The organism is Lactococcus nasutitermitis (genome assembly GCF_018403765.1).
GTDB lineage: Bacteria > Bacillota > Bacilli > Lactobacillales > Streptococcaceae > Lactococcus > Lactococcus nasutitermitis.
This window is the reverse complement of sequence record NZ_BOVQ01000004.1, coordinates 79,102-99,946: the sequence shown is the minus strand read 5'-3', so window position 1 is coordinate 99,946 and position 20,845 is coordinate 79,102. Positions and strand designations below refer to the sequence as shown.

At 36.6% G+C, this 20,845-nt stretch carries 19 protein-coding genes, 1 tRNA gene and 1 pseudogene; 19 read left to right on the top strand and 2 right to left on the bottom strand.

Annotated elements, in window-relative coordinates:
- The first annotated feature begins 155 nt into the window (after positions 1-155).
- From KJS36_RS04830 to KJS36_RS04820, 3 genes are read left to right on the top strand one after another with little or no spacing between them, the layout of a single operon-like run.
- Positions 156-1,109, top strand: a complete 954-nt coding sequence (locus tag KJS36_RS04830) for a PhoH family protein (protein ID WP_213534902.1) — start codon at positions 156-158, stop codon at positions 1,107-1,109.
- A 44-nt stretch (positions 1,110-1,153) separates the two neighbouring features.
- Entirely contained in the window at positions 1,154-1,642 is a 489-nt protein-coding gene (ybeY, locus tag KJS36_RS04825; protein WP_213534901.1) for an rRNA maturation RNase YbeY, read from the top strand.
- Positions 1,626-2,084 carry a diacylglycerol kinase family protein gene (locus KJS36_RS04820; protein WP_213534900.1) on the top strand — a complete coding sequence of 153 codons (459 nt, stop codon included), beginning with the start codon at positions 1,626-1,628 and terminating at the stop codon, positions 2,082-2,084. The genes ybeY and KJS36_RS04820 overlap by 17 nt, the downstream gene beginning before the upstream one ends.
- 45 nt (positions 2,085-2,129) lie before the next feature.
- On the opposite strand, the gene KJS36_RS04815 is transcribed toward KJS36_RS04820, so the two are convergent.
- Both KJS36_RS04815 and KJS36_RS04810 read right to left on the bottom strand, forming a co-directional pair.
- Positions 2,130-2,777 (bottom strand): ComF family protein, encoded by a 648-nt coding sequence (locus KJS36_RS04815; protein WP_213534899.1) that lies wholly within the window; start codon positions 2,775-2,777, stop codon positions 2,130-2,132.
- Positions 2,774-4,036, bottom strand: a complete 1,263-nt coding sequence (locus KJS36_RS04810; protein WP_213535538.1) for an ATP-dependent helicase ComFA — start codon at positions 4,034-4,036, stop codon at positions 2,774-2,776. Before KJS36_RS04810 ends, KJS36_RS04815 begins: the two co-directional genes overlap by 4 nt.
- A gap of 68 nt (positions 4,037-4,104) precedes the next feature.
- Between KJS36_RS04810 and KJS36_RS04805 the strand changes: the two genes are divergently transcribed.
- From KJS36_RS04805 to KJS36_RS04730, 16 genes and pseudogenes are all read left to right on the top strand, one after another.
- A tRNA-Gln gene (locus tag KJS36_RS04805) sits at positions 4,105-4,175 on the top strand.
- Positions 4,176-4,230: 55 nt separating this feature from the next.
- Entirely contained in the window at positions 4,231-4,857 is a 627-nt protein-coding gene (locus KJS36_RS04800; protein ID WP_213534898.1) for a YigZ family protein, read from the top strand.
- A gap of 24 nt (positions 4,858-4,881) precedes the next feature.
- Positions 4,882-5,166 (top strand): hypothetical protein, encoded by a 285-nt coding sequence (locus KJS36_RS04795; RefSeq protein WP_213534897.1) that lies wholly within the window; start codon positions 4,882-4,884, stop codon positions 5,164-5,166.
- A gap of 211 nt (positions 5,167-5,377) precedes the next feature.
- Entirely contained in the window at positions 5,378-7,648 is a 2,271-nt protein-coding gene (locus tag KJS36_RS04790) for a MucBP domain-containing protein (protein WP_213534896.1), read from the top strand.
- Between the two features lie 12 nt (positions 7,649-7,660).
- A complete protein-coding gene (locus KJS36_RS04785; RefSeq protein ID WP_213534895.1) occupies positions 7,661-8,305 on the top strand; it encodes a hypothetical protein in 645 nt (214 codons plus the stop codon).
- Between the two features lie 736 nt (positions 8,306-9,041).
- Positions 9,042-10,277, top strand: a complete 1,236-nt coding sequence (locus KJS36_RS04780) for an ABC transporter ATP-binding protein (RefSeq protein ID WP_213534892.1) — start codon at positions 9,042-9,044, stop codon at positions 10,275-10,277.
- Complete coding sequence (locus KJS36_RS04775) at positions 10,274-11,074, top strand: ABC transporter permease (RefSeq protein ID WP_213534890.1); 801 nt, start codon at positions 10,274-10,276, stop codon at positions 11,072-11,074. Before KJS36_RS04780 ends, KJS36_RS04775 begins: the two co-directional genes overlap by 4 nt.
- Positions 11,064-11,864, top strand: a complete 801-nt coding sequence (locus KJS36_RS04770) for an ABC transporter permease (RefSeq protein ID WP_213534888.1) — start codon at positions 11,064-11,066, stop codon at positions 11,862-11,864. The genes KJS36_RS04775 and KJS36_RS04770 overlap by 11 nt, the downstream gene beginning before the upstream one ends.
- 11 nt (positions 11,865-11,875) lie before the next feature.
- On the top strand, positions 11,876-12,943 hold the full coding sequence (locus KJS36_RS04765) for an ABC transporter substrate-binding protein (RefSeq protein ID WP_213534886.1): 1,068 nt from the start codon (positions 11,876-11,878) through the stop codon (positions 12,941-12,943).
- 193 nt (positions 12,944-13,136) lie between these two features.
- A complete protein-coding gene (locus tag KJS36_RS04760) occupies positions 13,137-15,113 on the top strand; it encodes a BspA family leucine-rich repeat surface protein (RefSeq protein ID WP_213534884.1) in 1,977 nt (658 codons plus the stop codon).
- A gap of 381 nt (positions 15,114-15,494) precedes the next feature.
- Positions 15,495-17,036: a 2-isopropylmalate synthase gene (locus KJS36_RS04755; RefSeq protein ID WP_213534882.1), complete on the top strand. Its 1,542-nt coding sequence runs from the start codon at positions 15,495-15,497 to the stop codon at positions 17,034-17,036.
- A 199-nt stretch (positions 17,037-17,235) separates the two neighbouring features.
- The gene (leuB, locus tag KJS36_RS04750; protein WP_213534880.1) at positions 17,236-18,270 is read left to right on the top strand and encodes a 3-isopropylmalate dehydrogenase; all 1,035 of its coding nucleotides are present in this window, start codon (positions 17,236-17,238) and stop codon (positions 18,268-18,270) included.
- A 20-nt stretch (positions 18,271-18,290) separates the two neighbouring features.
- The gene (locus KJS36_RS04745; RefSeq protein WP_213534878.1) at positions 18,291-18,839 is read left to right on the top strand and encodes a DUF2716 domain-containing protein; all 549 of its coding nucleotides are present in this window, start codon (positions 18,291-18,293) and stop codon (positions 18,837-18,839) included.
- A 7-nt stretch (positions 18,840-18,846) separates the two neighbouring features.
- Entirely contained in the window at positions 18,847-19,338 is a 492-nt protein-coding gene (locus tag KJS36_RS04740; protein ID WP_244842657.1) for an NUDIX hydrolase, read from the top strand.
- A gap of 43 nt (positions 19,339-19,381) precedes the next feature.
- Positions 19,382-19,876: an NUDIX hydrolase gene (locus tag KJS36_RS04735; RefSeq protein WP_213534876.1), complete on the top strand. Its 495-nt coding sequence runs from the start codon at positions 19,382-19,384 to the stop codon at positions 19,874-19,876.
- A gap of 108 nt (positions 19,877-19,984) precedes the next feature.
- Positions 19,985-20,842 (top strand): annotated as a pseudogene (locus KJS36_RS04730) (aldo/keto reductase).
- The last annotated feature ends 3 nt before the right edge of the window (positions 20,843-20,845 follow it).

The window sequence follows — 20,845 nt, the reverse complement described above, 5'->3', positions numbered from 1 at the left end:
AACGATAGGTTTTTTATTATCAAAAATAAGATGAAATTTATATTAAAAGCTAAAATATGCTATAATGTAAGAAATAAAATGAATCGTTTTGTGATTTTGAGTTTGAATTTGAAAAAGACAAAACAAAAATTCATAAACATAAAGGAAGTAATTGTTTGTCTAAACATTCGGTTGAATTTAAATTAAAAAACCCAGAAGATGCTGTTCTTATTTTTGGAGTACAAGACAAAAATTTAAAGCTTATTGAAAGCCAACTTGCTGTTGTCATTAACTACCGTGGTGAAACAGTTCAAATTCTCAGTGAAGAAGATGAGACTGCTCATCAAGCTCAAAAAGTTCTACAAGCTCTACTTGTTCTTGTTTCGCGTGGCCTTCCTGTTCATACATCTGATGTGATTATTGCTATAAAAATGGTTCTAAATGATACTATTGAGGATTTTACTGCTCTCTATGAAATAGAATTAACCAAAGATGCCTTAGGAAAACCAATTCGTTTGAAAAATTTGGGACAGAAAACCTATGTTGATAGTGTCAAACACCATGATATTGTTTTTGGAATTGGACCCGCAGGAACAGGGAAAACATTTTTAGCAGTAGTTATGGCTGTGCAAGCTTTACGTAACGGTGTAGTCAAACGAATTATCCTTACACGTCCTGCGGTAGAAGCAGGAGAAAATCTTGGATTTTTACCTGGAGACTTGCAAGAAAAAGTAGATCCTTATTTGCGTCCTGTTTATGATGCACTTTTTCAAATTTTAGGTAAAAATGCTGCTGAACGCATGATGGAACGAGGAATTATCGAAATTGCTCCCCTTGCTTATATGCGTGGACGTACACTTGATGATGCTTTTGTTATTCTTGATGAAGCACAAAACACAACAACAATGCAGATGAAAATGTTTTTGACTCGTCTCGGTTTTAACTCAAAAATGATTGTTAATGGGGATATCTCACAAATTGATCTTCCTATCCATGTAAAATCAGGTTTGAACGATGCAAAAGATAAATTATCGAAAGTATCCTCTATAGACTTTGTTTATTTCACAGCAAAAGACGTTGTCCGTCATCCAGTAGTCGCCGAAATTATCAAAGCGTATGAAAATGAATGAAATTCTATTAAATATAAGATAAAAAATAAAAAAGAGAGAAAAAGATGTACGTTGAATTAACAGATGAAACAGGAAAAGTTCCTAAAAAAATTATTGAGCAAACGCAAAAAGTTCTAGCTTTTGCGGCAGATTTTATTAAACTTCCTGAGAATAAAGAAATGGCGGTCACTTTTGTTGACAATGCACGTAGTCACGAACTTAATCTTCAATATCGTGATACAGATCGACCAACAGATGTTATTTCTCTTGAATATAAACCAGATGAAGAAGAATATTTTTTTGATGAAGACACAGAAATTCCAGAAGAATTATTGGAAGAACTAGATCCATTTATAGGTGAGCTTTTTATTTCAATAGATAAAGCAGCAGAGCAAGCGGCAGATTATGGACACTCGCTCGAAAGAGAATATGGCTGGTTGACTGTGCATGGCTTTTTGCACATCAATGGCTATGACCATTACACACCAGAAGAAGAAAAAGAAATGTTTGGTTTGCAAGAGGAGATTTTAAGTGCCTATGGACTCACACGATAAGGATTTAAAGATTTTCGATAAGAAGGATTTTAGTAAAGGAAAAGTACCAACTAAAAATGTTCGAGACCGTTGGAAAAATACTAATTTACTCTCAAGTCTTGAATTTGCATTGACAGGTATTTGGACAGCTTTTAAACAGGAAAGAAATATGCGAAAACACGCTATTTCTGGTGTTATTGCTATTATTGCTGGTGTTTTTTTTCATGTTTCAACTACAGATTGGCTATTTTTGTTCCTCTCTATTTTTCTTGTCTTTATGGCAGAACTTTTTAACTCTGCCATTGAAAATGTTGTAGATTTAGCAGCTGATTATAATTTCCATATGCGAGCAAAACGTGCGAAAGATATGGCAGCAGGAGCAGTACTGGTAATTTCGGGATTTGCTGTAGTGGTAGGAATTTTTGTTTTTATTCCAAAAATATGGCAATTTATCTTTCACTAAAAATAAACAAGTGACTTATTTAAAGAAGTTGCTTGTTTTCTTATGTTAACGACATAAAGAAAAGGTTTTAATATCTTCAACACCAGCATCACAAAGAACTTCGATAGCGTGCTGCAAAGTTGCTCCTGTTGTATAGATATCGTCAACAAGAATAACTTTTTTTGGTATTTTTATATTTTCCTTTAGTGAAAAGACATTTTTAGATGTTAAACGTTCTTGACGTGAGAGAGAAGATTGGGCAACACTCTCTTTTTTTAAAAGAAGTTCTTCACTGGGTAAATCAGCTAAAAAAGCCGATACTTGATTAAAACCGCGCAGTTGATAACCTTTTTCACTTAAAGGAATAGGAACGATTGTGCCATATTTTTTCAAATATTTAAAATAAGCTTGGAAGACTTGATGCAGTCGGTAATCTCCCATAAATTTGTATTGACTAAAAAATTCTTTCATCGCAGTATTATATTGAAAGATGGCATGATGTTGAATAATCTTTCCTTGTTTTTCCCATAAAATACAATCTTTACAAATTTCATCAGAACCAGACTTATAACAACGAGGACAATGTTTATCCGATATTTTTTCAAAACTTTGCTCGCAAAGACTACAAATAAAGTTTTGAGGATTTTTAAATAAAAAAAGTTCATGAAACTTAATGGTTTGCTGCGTTTCTCGTTCACAGAGTAAACATTTCATAAAAATCCTCCTGCTTTATTTATTGCTTTAATTTCTTGACAAGTTGTTATCATTGCTCTGGTTTTCCCTTCATGAAAGAAATAAACTAAACCTGTGGGGCGTTCAATAGCTCGTCCAGCGCGCCCAGCTATTTGTATCAATGTAGATTTTGTAAAGTTTTTATGTTCTGCTTTTATCACAAAAACGTCAACTTTAGGAAAAGTAACGCCTCGTTCAAGAATTGTTGTACTGATGAGAATAGTTGTTTTTCCTATTCTGAAATTTTCTACGGCCTCAAGTCGGTTTTCACTACTAGAAGCCACAAAAGCAATATTTTCATTGGGCAATTTTTTCTGTAAATCCTGTGTAAATTGCTTACCAAAGTCAATTTCAGGGATAAAAATGAGTAAAGGAAATTTACTTTTTCTTTGTTTTATGATTAACTTCATCATTTTTGTATACCAGATAAACTCAGGAAGTACAAGAGCTTGTCCGTGAAAACGATGGACAAGTTGTAATTTTTGAATGTCACCAGATTTTATTTGTTTTTCTAATTTTTCTGTTGAGGTGGCTGTGAGATATATTAAACTTGAATCAGTTTTTCGTGCATTGTTTGCTGCAAAATAGAGCATAGCATTATCATCAAAAGGAAAAGCATCAACCTCATCAATGATGAGTAAGTCAAAAGCTTCACGAAAACGTAAAAGTTGATGTGTTGTACAAATGACTATCGGAGCACGAGAATATGGTTCACTTTTACCATGAAGTAGGGAAATTTTACAGGAAAAATCACGTGAAAAACGTTTATAAAGCTCAATGCACACATCAATACGCGGAGAAGCAATGCCAATACTTTTTCCATTTTTTAAATATTCTGCTACGGCTTGATAAATCATTTCTGTTTTTCCTGCTCCAGTAACAGCTTGTACAAGTATCTGACGTGGAGAAACAATAGTTTTAACTAATTGTTCCGAAATTTCTTCTTGATAAGTTGTTAATGTCCCTTTCCATCGAAGCGCTTGTTGTCTGGGAAAGTCTTGTTGCGGGAGAAAATATAGATATTCATCAGAACGTACTCTTCCTAAGTTTATACAAGTTGGACAATAGTAAGCATGAATTGGAAGTAGAACTTGCTTTTTTTCATGAATAGTTCCACAACGATTGCATTTTATTTTGGTCAGAGAAATATTATCCATTCCTTCAATTTTAATAAAATCAGTGTCATCATCTAAAGTTGATAATTCTTTTTTGAGTAAGAAACGTCCATAAAAGTTTTCCATACTTAAATATACGTAATTTCTGGAAAAAGGTAACAAGTTATGATATAATATTTCTGTTAAAGATGCTTTGGGATATCTTCTAGTGGTAGGAAAGCGGACTCTGAATCCGTTAACGTAGGTTCGAATCCTGCTATCCCAGTCAGGAAAAGCTGAGTGCAAACTTGGCTTTTATTTTATCGAAATTGGAGATAATGATGCGCATTACAATAAAATCTGATAGTATCAACGAAGAAGAAATAAAAAAATCGCGTTTTATTTGTTATCTGAAACGTATAGAAAATGAAGAAGAAGCGCGTGAGTTTATTTCAGCAGTAAAAAAAGAACATTGGAAAGCTAATCATAACTGTTCAGCCTACACATTGGGTGAACAACAAGAAATCCAAAGAACAAGTGATGATGGAGAACCTTCTGGAACTGCTGGTGTTCCTATGTTAGAAATTTTGAAAAAGAAACAAATTATCAATACTTGCGCTGTTATAACACGTTATTTTGGTGGAGTTAAACTTGGGACAGGAGGTTTAATAAGAGCATATTCGGGTGTACTTAACCATGCCATAGAAGTGACCGGGCTGGTACAGCGCGTTGAACAGCAAGGACTTACTCTTACATTGGATTACTCTTTATTTGACTCCTTACAGCATTTCTTACTTGCAGAACATATAGAGATGGCTAATAGTAAATTTCTCACAGAAGTCAAACTGGATTTATTCATTGACAATGATAAGCTTGATGGCTTTATCAGCCGTATAAATGAAAAATTTTCGGGAAAAATAAAAATTAAAAAAACAGCAAAACAATTAGTTGAAGTAGCACTTTCATAAAAATAGAATTATCAAAAAGAATATGTGCCTTATGGCAATCACGAGGGATTTATTGGTTTTTCAGATGCAGCGCTCAATCTAGCGACTTATTCGGGTTTTGCGGTTATTGTTTTTGACTTTTTGGCGATTATTATTTTGATTATTCGACAGTTTTTTCGTACTTCAGTATCTGGCTGGACGTCAACGATTATTATGCTGTTCTGTTTTGGATTTACATTGTTGATGTTGGGAATTATTAGAAAATATCTTAGTGAAATATTTCGTGAAAGTAAAAATTGTCCAATATATGTCATTAAAGAGAAAAAGTAGATTTTTTTACTTTATATACGGATTTTTGATAAATCCGTATTTTTTATAATAGTGAGAGACTTCACTAAGGGATTTTATTGTAAAATATATTGACAAAATAGCAAATTTCGAGAAAATACTATTGAAAAAATTGTTATATCAGTGTATAATATAAAATACAAAGGTTCTTTAAAAAATTTATTTTGTATAAATGAGGAATAATTTAAAGCGAATGAAAGATAACAACATGACTAAAAAATACCATGCTAGAATTGTAACAAGCTTGCTTTTAAGTGGCTTGGTTCTTGCAAGTCTATCAGTTGTAGGAACGGCTAATAGTTCGAGTGATTTTTTAAAAATCAATAAAATTGATGCTGATACTGTTTCTTCGCTCAGTCCAGGGAATACAGTTGATACGGGCAATCATGTTTATACGACTACAGATATTGCCAATCCTAATCTGTGGAAAGTATCTGGAAATGCTTTGGATACAACAGCTACGACTGATAATTTTTCAACAACATTGGTACAGAATGTAGGAAAGAGTGCAGGATTAGGACTTTTTCAGGGTGCACTTGATATGGCTTATCCAATCAGCTTTTCAGGAGTTTTTGGTGTCACTGTTAATGGTGGAGTTGGATATAAAGGAAATGCCATGGACGCCGGAGACTCTTTGGGATTTATCTTAACTCCCGAATCTACGGATGATATTGCTTCTAATCTGGAGAATAATTCAGCAGATGCAGTAGGTCAATATTTGGGAATTGGTGGATTGGAAAATTCTATTTTTGCTGGACGAGATTTTTATTCTAATATTGGTAAAAATGGTGTAGATAATGTGATACCAGGCCAGACGATTAACAATAATATTTTTGGTGATAATCGTGGTGGTGCGGATGGAATTTCTATACGACAAACAGACGCTTCTGGGAAGTTGATTACTGGTGAAAATTATGCGGCCGCTGCAGCTCCAGACGCTGGGGAAATGATTTCTGATGGTAACTATAAAGATAATACTATTTCCGAAAATATGACATTTTCTTGGGAAAATCCTGTTGTTAATAGTGATGGAACTATTACTGGAACCTTGGTTTATTCTGTGACACCTTTGATTCCAAGTCAGGGAGAGACAACTACTATTTTTGAGAAAATAACGGTACCAGAGCGTTCATTGTCTCTTGGAGTGATTGGGGCAACGGGTGGAAACTATAGTACGATGACTTTTGCTAATAATGGAAGTACTTTTTCTGCACACAAAGGAAGTAACTCCGTAAAAGTTAATTATATTGATGAAGCCACTGGTAAGACGATTGCTGATTCTTCGACAATTGAGGCAAATGTTGGAGATACGATTACAGTTGATTCGCCAACGAGCATGACTGGTCAGACTGGAGAAAATTCATATAGTTATGCAGCAGCTAAAATTTCTGGTTATGATTACGCAGGTGGTGCTTCTGTATTAGTCGCTAATAATGCTGAGGATGCAAATCAAATCAATGTTTATTATAGTAAAATACCTGTTAATACGGTTAAAAATGTGACTATCAATAAAGAGGATAATGGCAATGTGCTTGATAGTACAACAGGTTATGTACAAGTTTCTTCAAGTTCTAGTAGCGCCACGATAGCAACTGATGATAGTGGTGATACTGAAACAACGGTTACTACAACTGTAATCTGGCATAAACCAATAACGACGACTACAAATGTTATAAAAAATGTCAATGATGCTGGCGATACTATTTCTAATACAGATGGTTATAAGTTGATTTCTACAGGAAGTCCGGTTAGAACATCTACTGTGGCTCAAAATGGCGATGTCAGTATTATGATTAGCAAAACAAATGTTTGGCATAAAATAGTTCAAAATGTGGTGGCGAAGACTGTGAATGTTGATGAAGCAGGGAATGCTCTCAGTGATATAAAGGGTTATGTACGTTCTTCAAATACGAAAAAGTCAGAGCAGTCAAGTACTACAGCAAATAATGGAGATATCACTCTGACAACGATAAACTATGTGGTTTGGAAAAAAGTTGTGGTAACACCGAAGAGTAATCATCCAATTAAGAGTTCCTCAAGTTCCTCAGGGGGAAATACTGCTGTAGCGGCTGCGAGTTCAAGTAAGGCGACTTTCAAGCCTCAAGTTGTTTCTCAGCCAGCCAAAACAAGTTCGAGCAAAGCCAGTACTACAAAGGCAAAAACAAATTCAAATACTCCGAGATCATCAACTACTGCTCAAACTACTGAGAAAACGGTCAACAGTCAGCAGAAAAAGACTAAAACAACTAAAAGTTCAGGAAAGAATATTTCAAAAAGTAGCATCGCTCATGCAAAATTTGTTCATGCGGTTGAAGTAGAAACTGCTGGAATTGGTGGAACTGCTATGGGATTTGTTATTTCTGGAATGGCATGGACTTTATTACAACGCTTTTTGCCAGCTGGATTTTTGCTTTTCATATTTGGCAAGAAAAGAAAAAAAGATGACGATGATGTTGAAAAATAGGAGCTTCTAAACATGATAGAATATTTCGTGCAACTAATGGACGCTCTCGAGAGTTTAGAGCGGAGTATCTTTAGAATTAATGATTTAAAAAGAGAATTTGAATATGGAGTAAATAAACTAATCAATCGGCAAGCGCTTATTGCTTGTTTGGTTTTGCCTGTGGTTTTACTTGTTGGTTATGTTATAGGGGGAAGTGGATTAGTTGGGTCAAGTGTGCAATCGACGCAAGCGAGTACAGCATTTATAAGAATGTTTGGTGCAGGTTTTATTACTTGGACACTTGGGATAATGCTTAATATGATATTTAAGTATTTGTGGTATCGAGATTATCTGCCTGCTGGTAAAAAAGTAAAACAAAGAAAACTTTTCCCAAAATTTGAAACACAAAAAGTACAGATTATTCAAGAGACTGAGGGGAATGTCACTACAGATATATTTGAAAAAGTTCCACTTGAGAAAGAATACTTGAAAATTCCTACTGTTGATATGTTGATGACTTATTTAAAAGAGGGGAAGGCGCACGATTTGGCAGAAGCTTTAGAGTTGTATAAATCATTGCCATCAAATGCACAATTTTCTTCTTCAGCCTCCGTTGTTGAACGTTTTGAACAGGCTAAGAAAGAAGAATTTTTATTAGAGGAATCAGAGAGTAACTAGATTTTGATTTTTGTGATATCAAGAGTAAAACTAAGAAAGTGGTCATAAGAATTTTTTGTATTTGAAATAAAGTGCCCTTGAAATTTGAAGCTAAATAAGTTATAATAAGTGTATTCTGCTAAAAGTGGAAGATTTGACCGCTTTTAAAATGCTGACAGTTCTGTCAGTAAGTAAAAAAGTTTTTGACAGAATTGTCAAAAAGTTAAAGAGCCAAGGCCAGACGGACAGCCGGGTCAAAAGCCGAAATTGGCGACTTTTCGTTGCCTTATTGATTAGTTGGAGATTTCCAACTATGAAGCCAGCTAGGCTTCACCCAAGAAAAACACGCTTGCGCGCATCAATAAGAGTATTAAAAGTTCTTCTGCTGTATAGACTCTGAACTGGATAAAAGCTGCTCTTTTGAGCGGAAAATGAAAGATTGAAATGCAACCAAGTGATACTATGCTTGGTTTTTTGTATGCTTAATTTGCTAGTAAACTGCTGAGTTGAGTTTTTGAAAATTGATTTGCAGGTCAGCTAGAGGAATAGTTTTTCTGTAAATATTTTTAGTTGATGTTTTTACATCAGCTGACATGAATTTTTTCATGAAAAGTGACAAAAAAGTTTTTGACAGAGTGAACTTATAACGTTGTTGTAAGTTCACTCTGTCCGAGAAGGCTGAGAATAAATTCTCTAGTCCCTACGGCAGTTCTGTCAAAAAAATAATAGTAAAAAGACAAAAAGGACAAATGAAAAAGTGACAAAAAATATTATCGAATTCAAAAATGTATCAAAAATTTATGAAGACAATGGACAAGTTGTTCTCAATGACGTTAATTTTGAAATTGAAGAAGGAAAATTTTATACACTACTTGGTGCTTCAGGCTCAGGAAAATCAACAATTCTTAATATGATTGCGGGTTTGCTTGATGCCACTAAAGGTGATATTTTGTTGGACGGTAAGCGAATCAACGATATTCCAGCAAATAAGAGAAATGTACACACAATCTTTCAAAGTTATGCTCTTTTTCCAAACATGAATGTTTTTGATAATGTTGCTTTTGCCTTGAAAATAAAAGGAGTTGCCAAACAAGAAATTGCTCAACGCGTTTCAGAGACATTGAAAATGGTACAGTTGGCTGGCTATGAAAAACGTCCGATTGTTAAACTCTCAGGTGGTCAAAAACAGCGTGTCGCTATTGCGCGTGCGATTATTGACCGACCAAAAGTTTTGCTCCTCGATGAATCTCTTTCAGCCCTCGATATGAAACTGCGTAAAGATATGCAGTATGAACTCCGAGAACTTCAGCAAAGTCTTGGTATCACTTTTATTTTTGTTACACATGACCAAGAAGAAGCCCTTGCTATGAGTGATTGGATTTTCATCATGAATGAAGGCGAAATCGTCCAATCAGGTACGCCGACAGATATTTATGATGAACCAATCAATCATTTTGTCGCCGATTTTATTGGAGAATCCAATATTTTGAATGGCAAGATGGTAAAAGATTATCTTGTTGAGTTCAATGAACAACAATTTGAAGCAGTTGATGGTGGAATGAGAAAAAATGAAGCAGTTGAAGTTGTTTTGCGCCCAGAAGACCTCATATTTACACGTCCAGATGAAGGAAAATTCAATGTCAAAGTGAATACGCAGCTTTTTCGTGGTGTTCATTATGAGATTGTTGCTTATGATGATTTTGGTAATGAATGGCTGATCCATTCCACTCACAAAGCGATTGTTGGAGAAACAGTTGGACTTGACTTTGAACCAGAAGCCATTCATATTATGCGACTCAATGAAAGTGAAGAAGAATTTGACGCACGAATTGAGGAATATGTTGAAGAAGATGAACAAACAATCGGACTTGTTAATGTTATAGAAGAAGAAACAGCCGAAGAAGAAGCAGAATTTGAAGAAGCTTTACACGAAGCAGTGCAAGAGGTGCTAGATTCTGATGAAAATAATAATCATGAGGAGCTAAAAGAATGAGTAAAAAAATTTATTCACTTCCCTATTTTCTGTGGATTGGGCTTTTTGTTATTATACCGCTCGCCATGTTGTTTTATCAGTCATTTTTCAATATCAATGGACAAATTACCTTTGGCAACTATGCACAGTATTTTACTTCGGGAACCTATCTGATGATGACTTGGAATTCCATACTTTATTCATTGATTATCACAGTAGCCACACTTCTCATCAGTTTTCCTGTTGCTTATGTTCTTACAAAACTTAAGAGCAAACAATTTTGGCTCATGTTGATTGTTCTTCCAACTTGGGTCAATCTTCTCCTAAAAACCTATGCTTTTATTGGAATTTTTGGGAAATACGGCTCAGTTGATGGTTTCCTACAATTTGTCGGACTAGGTCGTCCACAGATATTATTTACAGATTTTAGTTTTATCTTTGTTGCTAGTTATATTTCGATTCCCTTTATGGTTTTGCCAATTTTCAATGCTTTAGAAGAATTAGATGACAATCTGGTTGATGCCAGTTATGATTTGGGAGCCAGTCGTTTCCAAACTTTTATTCATGTGATTTGGCCACTTTCTCTCAATGGAGTCAAAGCAGGTGTTCAAGCTGTTTTTATTCCCTCATTAAGTCTTTTTATGTTGACACGATTGATTGGAGGAAATAAAGTTATTACACTTGGAACGGCAGTTGAAGAACATTTTTTAACCACTCAAAACTGGGGAATGGGTTCAACTATTGCAGTTGTTCTCGTGCTTGCGATGCTTATTATTATGACTATTACTCGTGAAAGGAGATTAGCAGATGAAAACTAAAAATTCACTTGGGAAAATCTATCTTGGGCTTATATTAGTTGTACTTTATGCGCCAATATTGTATCTTGTTTTTTATGCTTTCAATTCAGGAAGTAATATGAGCAAGTTCACAGGATTTACGTTGGCTAATTTTACGACACTTTTTCAGGATAATCGTTTGATTTTGATTGTTGTACAGACTTTTTTCCTCGCTTTTTTGAGTTCATTGATTGCAACAATCATTGGCACTTTTGGCGCGATGTACATTGAAGGGCTAAAGTCAAAAGGTCGTAATACCATTCTTAGTTTAAATAATGTTTTGATGGTATCGCCTGACGTTGTCATTGGAGCCAGTTTTTTAATTCTGTTTACTACGGTTGGAATGCAGCTTGGCTTTCTATCCGTTCTCCTCTCACATATTGCTTTTTCTATTCCAATAGTTGTATTGATGGTCATGCCTTTGTATCAGGAAATGGACAAATCACTTATTGAAGCTTCTTATGATTTGGGAGCAACACAAGCGCAAACTTTACGTGAAGTTATTTTTCCTTATCTTACACCAGGAATTATCGCTGGATTTTTTATGGCGTTTACTTATTCGTTAGATGATTTTGCTGTTACTTTTTTTGTGACAGGGAATGATTTTACGACTTTATCTGTTGAGATATATTCACGTGCGCGTGAAGGAATATCACTTGAAATCAATGCTTTATCTGCAATTGTATTTCTCTTCTCGATTTTACTAGTTATAGGGTATTATTTTATTATGAGGGATTCAGAAACGCCAGGTAAAACACCAAATCTAACTTAGGAGGAAAAATTTTGAAAAAACTTCTATACTTCTTTTTAGGGATTATCATTATTACAAGTGTTCTAGGATTTACAACACTTAAGCTTGCTTCTGCAGGTGGTGCGAAGACTAACAGTAACAGTTTGACAATTTTTAATTGGGGAGAATATATTGATCCAAGTCTGATTACAAAGTTTGAAAAAGAAACGGGCTATAAAGTGAATTATATGACTTTTGATAGTAATGAAGCGATGTATGAAAAAGTCAAACAAGGCGGTACAGCTTACGATATTATCGTCCCTTCAGATTATATGGTACAAAAGATGGCAAAAGAAGGTTTGCTTTTAAAGTTCAATAAATCGAAAATAAAAAATCTGAACGATGATGATTCAAAACTTCTCAATCCCGAATTTGATCCAAATAATCATTATTCTGTTCCCTACTTTTGGGGAACTTTGGGAATTGTCTATAATGATATGTTTATCAAAAATCCACCTCAAACGTGGAATGATTTGTGGAATCCTACTTACAAAAATTCAATTTTGCTCACAGATGACACGCGAGATGTGATGGGGATGGGCTTGATTGCGACAGGTTCATCGGTAAATTCGACAAACAAAGTACAAGTTACAAAAGCTTACCAGTATCTTCTCAAACTTTCACCTAATATCAAGGCAATTCTCGGAGATGAAATCATGAATTATATGGTTGATAATGAAACGCCGATGGCAGTTGTTTATAGTGGACAAGCAGAAGAAATGACCACAACAAATAGTCATTTGCATTATGTCATTCCTAAAAAGACCAATATCTGGTATGACAATCTAGCAATTCCTAAGACATGTAAAAATATCAAAGCAGCTTATGCTTTTATCAACTTTATGCAAGAACCACAAAATGCGGCTAAAAATGCAGAGTATGTCGGATATTCAACACCAAATGATAAAGCAAAAGCTTTACTACCAAAAGCAGTACGAGAAGATAAAGAATATTATCCAAATGAATCAATCATCAAAGACGATGAAGCTTACACAAATATCAGCCCCTATTGGACAGGCGTTTATAATGATTTATATTTACAAATTAAGATGAACAAATAAAAAAGTGAAGATTAAATCTTTTCTTTTTTATTTATAATAAAAATTAAAAAAATGGTAAACGCTTACTTATATGTTACACTACCTGTGACATAGTTTTATCTTTATTGACATAAAGATAAAACATTTACAAGCAAATACATATAAAATCAATATTTATCTTGCTATGTCACAAGATAAATAGAAGGAGCAAACCATGCAAAAGAAAACTTATCTTATCGGTGCACGACGCAGACCAACTTCTCATTTACGAGAGAAGGAGCATTTCCGAACATGGAAGCAGGGCAAACATTGGTTGTATGCTTCAAGCACCTTACTTATTTTGGGCGGAAGCGTTCTTCCTGCAATGGATGCGGTTGCGGAGACGGTAGAAGCACAATATCTTGCAAGCAATGCTAGTACAACTACGTCATCATCTGATTTATCAGGAACTTCAAGTGGAAGCGGTACTAGTGATTTATCTGATGCAAGCTCAGTGCCATCATCAAGTGACAACTCTTTATCGGCATCTTCTGATAGTAAGGTAGCAGTAACGGCTTCTAGTACAGCAGCTCATCTTGCTAAAAGTTCAACACCAAGAGTTATGGTGGCAGCAGCAGCTGATACGGTAACGGGAACATGGGGAGGCGCAACATGGACATTTGATTCAGATACTGGAACTCTTTCTATTCAGGGGAATATTGGAGATACTGAAACTGCGAGTACTTTATTTGATGCCCTATCAGATGGTGGAGTTGAAGCATCAAATCTTCTTAGTATTGTATTTACTGGTCCGACAAGTGGAAGTGGTGATGCTGCCTTTAAATCACTTCAAAATGTGACAACGATTACTGGGTTAAATAATTTAACTTGGTCTGGGTCAGCCTCTGAAATGTTTGCTTATGATTATGCTTTGACTTCTGCAGATTTATCTGGTGCGGATTTTTCTGGTGTAACGGATATGTCGTATCTGTTCATTTATAATTCGAATTTGCAGAGTGTTAATCTTTCGTGGTTAGATACTGCTTTAAATACAAGGACATCTTATATGTTTTTTGGGGATTCGAGTTTAACGACAGTTGATTTATCTGGTTTTGATACAAGTAGTGTTTTCAATATGGATTCTATGTTTAATGGGGATAGTAGTATAATCAGTCTTGACGTTTCTGATTTTGACACAAGTCATGTGGGGACAATGCCTTATATGTTTCAGGATATGTCAAGTTTAAAGACAATTATCGGTTTAGAGAATTTTGATACTTCTAATGTTACCTATATGCTTGGTGTTTTTTCAGGAGATACTAGTCTGACAAGCTTAGATTTATCAAGTTTTACAGTAACGCCACTCATGTTTACGCAGGATTTTCTCAATATAACTGAAAATCAGGGGCCCCTTGGAGATTTAAAGTCGCTTGTTTTGGGACCAAATGTTAAAATGAATCCTAATATGACCTTGCCGGATATTACGCCTAACGCACAATACACGGGATATTGGCAAAATATTGGGGATGGAACAGCAGATGCACCAAAAGGAAGTAATATCTGGACTTCTCAAGAATTGATGACAAATTACACAGGGGCAGCTGACCAAGTAGATACTTATGTGTGGCAACCGGCATTACAAACACCAACAATCACAACTCAAGATATAACAATAGATGCAGGAAGTGCGTGGACTCCGGAAGATAATTTTGTTAGTGCTACAGATGAATATGGAAATCCTCTTACTTTGGATGACTTAGTCATTACCAGTACGGTTGATACAGCTGCTCCAGGCACTTATAACGTGACATATAGTTATACAGATGTAGAGGGCGACACGGTGAGTCAAACAGCGACTATCACAGTAGTAAAAGTTCCAGAAAGTTCAGCTACAAGTAGTACAACAAGTTCATCAGCTAGTTCGGCTAGTAGCGTTTCAAGTGCTTCGTCAGCAGGAGCATCAAGTTCGGCTACTGCAATAAGTAGCTCAGCTTCTGGTTCAAGTGTAAGTTCTAAAATGACTTCAGTAACTTCTCTAGCTAGTGGCGCTTCATCAGTAGCAACAAGCTCAGCTGGTAATTCAGAAAGTTCTTCTAATACAGCTTTGCCTAAAACTGGAGAAACGGAAACGATGGCTCTTGGTTTACTTGGATTAGGGCTAATAGAGGGAGTTCTTGGTTTTGAGTTTGCTCGTAGAAAATCAAATAAATAATTGAATGTGGATGGTTCTTCTTATATTAGGAAGAACTTTTTTTGAAAAAAATATCTCTTTGAAGTAATCTGAATAATTGAATATAAAACAATAAAAAATTCAGATGATTTTAATTATCAGTAAATTCTTGACAAGTCTAAATTTATATAGTATCATATAGAAAAAGTATTAAAGAAAGAGGTCTAAGAAATGACTTACGTAAACAGCACATTGTTGTTGCTCAAGGTGGACTCGCGCTAGCTATTTGGCTAAGATGTGTGAGTCCTCTTTGGCGTTTGTCATTTACGAGGACTGAAAAGACGTCCTTGGGACGTCTTTTTTTGATAATAAATATTTTTGACAGAATTGTCAAAAATTAAATAAGAATATAGGAGAGTTTTTATGCGACAAATTGAATTTTTTGACACGAGCTTACGTGATGGTGAGCAAACACCTGGTGTGAGTTTTTCCGTCAAGGAAAAGGTTGCTATTGCTAAGCAATTAGAAAAATGGGGAATTACGGTTATTGAAGCGGGATTTCCTGCGGCTTCACCTGACTCATTTGAAGCGGTACGTGAGATTGCAGCAGCGATGACAACAACGAGTGTGACCGGATTGGCACGTTGTGTGCTGTCAGATATTGATGCAGCGGTTGAAGCGGTTAAAGATGCGAAGAAACCACAAATTCACGTTTTTATTGCAACATCGCCTATTCACATGGAATATAAACTCAAAATGACGCCAGAGCAAGTGTTGGCACAGATTGATAAGTGTGTACGCTATGCGCGTGAACGAATTGAAGTTGTTGAATTTTCACCGGAAGATGCGACACGAACAGATAGAGATTTCTTATTAAAAGCTGTTCAGACTGCTGTGGATGCAGGTGCTACTTATATCAATATTCCTGATACAGTGGGTTACACGACACCTGCGGAATATACAAAGATTTTTGAATTTTTGATTGCGAATGTCAAATCTGAGCGTGAAATTATTTTCAGTCCACATTGTCATGATGATTTGGGAATGGCTGTGGCAAATTCATTAGCTGCGATTAAGGCTGGTGCTGGTCGTGTTGAAGGTACAGTGAATGGCATTGGGGAGCGTGCAGGCAATGCAGCGCTGGAAGAAATTGCTGTGGCACTTCATATCAGAAAAGACTTTTATCAAGCTGAGAGTCCACTGAAATTGGATGAAACAGTCAATACAGCTACGATGATTTCGCAATTTTCAGGAATTGCGATTCCGAAAAATAAGGCGGTTGTTGGTGGCAATGCTTTTGCGCATGAATCAGGCATTCATCAAGATGGAGTGTTAAAAAATGCTCAAACTTATGAGATTATCACGCCAGAGCTTGTGGGTGTCAAACATAATTCTTTGCCACTTGGTAAATTGTCCGGTCGTCATGCTTTTACTGATAAACTTCAAGAGTTGGAAATTGCTTATGAAGAAGCAGATATTGTCCCACTCTTTGAAAAATTTAAGAAACTTGCGGATAAGAAAAAAGATATCACAGATGCGGATATTCGCGCACTGGTCGCCGGAGATACAGTTAAAAATCTTGAAGGATTTATCTTTGATAGCGTTAAAATTGACGGGCATACAGCGGTTATCACACTGAAAAATCAAGAGGGTGAGATTTTTGAAAGTACAGGTTCTGGTTCTGGCTCGATTGATGCGATTTTCAAGGCGATTGACAAAGCGTTTAATCAGGAAGTTAATCTTATTAGTTATTCTGTTGATGCAGTGACGGATGGGATTGATGCACAGGCTACAACTATCATTTCTGTGGAAAATCTGGCAACGGGTACGATTTTCAATGCGAAAGGTTCTGATTATGATGTACTCAAAGGTGGCGCGATTGCTTATATGAATGCAAATGTTCTTGTTCAAAAGGAAAATACAAATGGGAAGCAGGATAAAATTTCTGCACATGACGGGATTTAAAAAATATGATGTGAAATGTGCTCGTTCAGAAGCGTAGAAATTTGCCTTTTTGTCAGTCACTTTAGTGACTAGAGAAAACGGACAGCGTAGCAGCAAAGCTGCGAAGATAGGAAAATGTGATTCTGCACGAAGTGCAGGTTCCATTTTATCTAATTTCCTAGCTTCCCTAGCACGTTGAACTCAAATATAGGGAGAAGATATGACTAAAAAAATTGTGACTTTATCAGGCGATGGGATTGGACCTGAGATTATGGAAGCAGGGCTTGAAGTGCTTGCTGCGGTGGCTGAAAAAATTGGCTTTGATTATGTGCTGGAAGCAAAGGATTTTGGTGGCGTAGCGATTGATAAGCAGGGCTTGCCATTGCCAGCTGAAACCTTGGTAGCGGCGAAAAATGCAGATGCGATTTTGCTGGCGGCGATTGGTCACCCGAAATACAATAGTGCAAAAGTGCGTCCTGAGCAAGGTTTGCTTGCCATTCGTAAGGCGCTTGGGCTTTATGCGAATGTCCGTCCTTTGAAAATTTACAGTGAGTTGAAAGGCTTATCGCCCATTCGTAATGTCGAAAATGTTGACTTTGTAGTCATTCGTGAATTGACGGGCGGTGTTTATTTTGGCGAGCATACGCTTGAGGAAGATAAAGCACGTGACGTCAATGATTATACGGCAGATGAAATTCGCAGAATTTTGCGTTTTGCCTTTGAAACGGCGCGCAAACGTCCACGAAAATTGGTCACTTCTGTTGACAAGCAAAATGTGCTGGCGACGTCGAAATTGTGGCGCAAGATTGCTGATGAAGTGGCGCTTGATTATCCCGATGTGACCCTTGAACATCAGCTCGTTGATAGTTGCGCGATGCTTTTGATTACTAATCCGCAGAAGTTTGATGTGATTGTGACGGAAAATCTTTTCGGTGATATTTTGACGGATGAAGCGAGCTCTCTTGCAGGAACGCTGGGGGTGATGCCTTCGAGTTCACATGGTGTTGGTGGGCTGGCGCTTTATGAGCCGATTCATGGTTCAGCGCCTGATATTGCAGGTCAAGGGATTGCGAATCCTGTCAGCATGATTTTGTCGGTCGCCATGATGTTGCGTGAGAGCTTTGAGTTGGAAAATGGGGCGACGTTGATTGAAAATGCGGTTGAAAAGACTTTTACAGATGGTGTTTTGACACAGGATTTGGGCGGTCGTGCGACGACGAAAGAAATGACGGATGCGATTTTGGCGAGATTATAAATTATCTGTAAGGAGAGGTTATGTTTGGGAAAATCAAAGATGAAAAGAAATTGATTGGGAAAAATCAAGTATGGACGATTTTAAGCGATGAGGAATACAAAATAGTATGGGATAAAATTTATTCAGACTTTCATTTTTCTCCTAGCATTAAAATTTCGATGAAAACTTTTGATTTTCCTTTTCAAGCAGACTGTTATGAGGTTGATTATCAGAAGTATTCTCAAAATAAAAGTTTTAATGATGTGATGCGATCTATTTTTATCAGTGCTATGGGCGATGATGACTGGATGTATGTTTTAGATTGGCAGCATACTTGCTTTCACTGGAATCCTAGGATTGAAGATAAATATGATTATCCTGTTTTTCATAAAGATAAACGCTATGCTGGTAATGGTTATAATATTTATTTTCCTGAATTTTATCCAAATGGCGATTATTATTTTTTCATCGCAAAAGATTTTCGTTGGGGTTACTTGGGACATCCATGGAAAAAGAAAATTTGGGTTTATGGGACAGAACTCCGAAAAATGATAAAAGAAAATCAGCAAATTTTGAATTTTCAAAGTTGAAAAGCTAGTGGAAGAAAGAGAGATAAAAGTGGCTGAGGATTGGGATTTTACGGTTGCTAATGAGATGTGTGCGCTGCGCGCGAGTGGCATTGTATTGCGTGGTGATAAGATTTTGCTCGACCATGTGCTTGATACGGGTGAGTATTGGTTGCCTGGTGGACACGTTAAAATTGGTGAGACAACTGAAAATGCACTAAAGCGTGAGTTTCAAGAAGAAGTCCAGCTTGAACTTTCTGAGCTTCGGTTAGTGGCTGTGACGGAAAATTTTCGTCATTGGCAGGACTTTAAGACAAATTTCATTGAATTTATTTATTCTGTCAAATTTGATGAAGGTTCTTACGCTGATTTGACAGGTTTGACAGCTGATGATGACAATGTGGAAAAACGCTGGGTCGCGATTTCAGAGCTGTCAAATCTGACAATTTGTCCGACGGAGCTTCCAAAATTTTTGACAGACTTGTCAAAAAATGTACAGCACTTTGTCAGTAAAGATTTTTGACAAAACTGTCAAAAAATTTTTAAGCCGAAAGAAAGGATGGAAAATGAATAACGACATTGGATTTAGCCGTGAAAACAACTGGTTTCGCTATCGTGCGGGTGCGATTATCGTTGAGGATGGTAAAGTGCTGATGGCGCATAACAATCACGATGATTATTTTTACAGCGTCGGCGGTGCGGTGCAATTTGGAGAAACGGCCGAGGAAGCCTGTCAGCGCGAAGTTTTCGAGGAAACAGGCTTGCACTTTGAGATTGAACGACTTGCCTTTATTCATGAAAATTTCTTTGTGGGGCAGGAAATAGATGAAATGTATGGGAAACATTGCCACGAGCTGACTTTTTACTTTTTGATGAAACCAATAGTAAATCCAGAATTTCACATAAGTGAAACACATTTGGGCTGGCAAGAGAAGATGGTTTGGCTACCGCTTGAAACTTACAGCACGCTCAAAGCTTTCCCGACATTCTTTGCGGATGAATTACCACATCTGACAGAAAACCTCAAACATATCATTACTTATGAAAATTGGGAAAAATAATTTTTGACAAGGGTATAAACTTACAACTTCGTTATAAGTTCACCCTATCCGAGAAGGCTGAGAATAAATGGCAGTTCTGTCAAAAAAATTATAAGAAAGAAGACGACAATGCAGACATTCACACTTAACAACGGTGTAAAAATTCCAGTTTTGGGTTTCGGCGTTTTCCAAATTCCAAACGGGGAAACGACGCAAGCGGTACTTGACGCACTTTTGATTGGCTATCGTCACATTGATACGGCACAGAGCTATGGCAATGAAAGCGAAGTCGGAGAAGCACTACATCTGACAGAAATTCCGTGTGAAGAAATATTTGTCACGACGAAAATCTGGCTCAGCAACTATGGCTATGAAAAGACAACTGAGTCAGTTGAGACGTCTCTCAAAAAGTTGCAGACAGATTATATTGACCTTGTCCTCTTACATCAGCCCTTTGGTGATGTTTTTGGAAGTTTTAGAGCGCTTGCTGATTTGTAGAAAGCGGGTAAAATCCGTGCGATTGGTGTGTCAAATTTCAATCCCGAACGGCTCGCCGACATGATTGCCTTTCAGGATGCGCAAGTGCAGGTCAATCAAATTGAAATCAATCCTTTTCACCAGCGAGAAGCAGATTTAGAAAACGCAACTGCGCGGGGAAATGCCCTGCTTGAAGCTTGGGCGCCCTTCGCAGAGGGGAAAAACGGTATTTTTACAAATCCTATTTTGACGGAAATTGGTGTAAAATATGGCAAATCAGCAGCACAAGTGATTTTGCGTTGGAACTTTGAACGAGGTATAGTCAGCCTTGCCAAATCCGTTAAAAAAGAACGGATGGCACAAAATATTGATATCTTTGATTTTGAGCTGACAACTGACGACAAAGCAAAAATTGCAAGTCTTGAAAGCTCAACGAGTCAATTTTTTGACCATGATGACCCAGCAAGCGTGGATCGCTTTGTTACATTCGTCAAGACGCGAAATATTTAAAAA